This is a genomic window from Modestobacter sp. I12A-02662, assembly GCF_041028325.1.
Classification (GTDB): Bacteria; Actinomycetota; Actinomycetes; order Mycobacteriales; family Geodermatophilaceae; genus Modestobacter.
Genome location: NZ_JABGDE010000028.1, coordinates 1 through 1,191 on the forward strand (window position 1 = coordinate 1; position 1,191 = coordinate 1,191).

At 71.7% G+C, this 1,191-nt stretch carries 1 protein-coding gene; it reads right to left on the reverse strand.

The genetic code is table 11. The features are described 5' to 3' along the window. The coding region (locus HL189_RS22435) for a HAMP domain-containing protein (RefSeq protein ID WP_369135952.1) at positions 1–893 on the reverse strand (893 nt) is incomplete at its 3' end. Positions 894–1,191 lie beyond the last annotated feature (298 nt).

Genomic DNA, 1,191 nt, shown 5'->3' on the forward strand with positions numbered 1-1,191 from the left:
GTCTCCTCCGCCGACGCCGAGATCTGCGCCGACGAGGCCGACAGCTCCTCCGACGACGCCGCCACCGCATCGGCGGACGACGCCACCGTGCTCATCACGGTGCGCAGCTGGCCCAGGGCGCCGTCCAGGGCCGCCGCCGTCCGGCCCACCTCGTCCCGCTGGTCCAGACCGACGTCGGCCGTGAGGTCACCGGCGGCCAGCCGCTCCGCCGCCCGCCGCAGCCGACCCAGCCCACGGGTGACCGAGCCGGCCACCAGCCATCCGACGATGACGGCGACGAGGACACCCAGCGCGCAGACGACCACCATGGTCCTGGCCGCGTCGGACACCGCCTGCTCGTAGCCGGCACCGGTCGTGAGCAGCTCCTCGGCGTCCTGCTGCCCCTGCGTGAGCACCTCCTCGTAGACCTTGCGGAGGTCCCGGGTCTGCCCCATCGCCTGGGCCACCGCCGCCTGCGGGTCCGTGGCGAAGAGGACGAACTCGGACTGCATGCTCGCCGACCAGGCATCGACGCCGACCTGCAGCTCGTCCAGGAACGCCCTCTCCTCCGGCGTCGCGGCGGCAGCCCGCGCGTCGTCGAACAGGCCGCTGATCTTCTCCAGTCGGCTGTCGACCTCCTCCGCGAAGTCCGGGTCGGCGGTGAGCAGGTAGCCGCGCTCGTCGTTCGCCGTCGCCTTGGCCGTGACGGCGATGTCGGCGAGGGCGTCCATGTACGGCAGGGACGAGCTCAGCTCCTGGGCGCGCGCGTCCCGCAGGTCGCCGAGCCGGTCGACGGCCAGGACCCCCACGCCCACAGCGGTGACCGAGGCGAGCGCGACCGCGCCCAGGATCTTCGTCCGGACCGAGCGGTCCGCCATCCAGCGGGACCGGGGGCGCGCTTCTGCGGTGCTCATTCTCTGTGTCTCTTCCTGTGGGATCCGGCGGACGTTCGGTGCCGAGCACGGCCGCGCTGCCGTCTCCTCGTGGAACTGGGCCCCAGGTGCACGGGAGGGCTCTCAGAGAATGGCGTCCGGCTGTCACGCAGATGCGCTGCTCTGCACCCGCGTGTTCCAGAAGTGCCGGTCGCCATTCTCCGCAGATGGTTTGTCGACACAGGAGATCGACTCGGAAAGGCCGCCGTCGATCAGTACGTGAAGCGGCCCACGGTGGTGCGCAGGTCGCTGGCCATCTTCGACAGCTCGTCGACGGCCT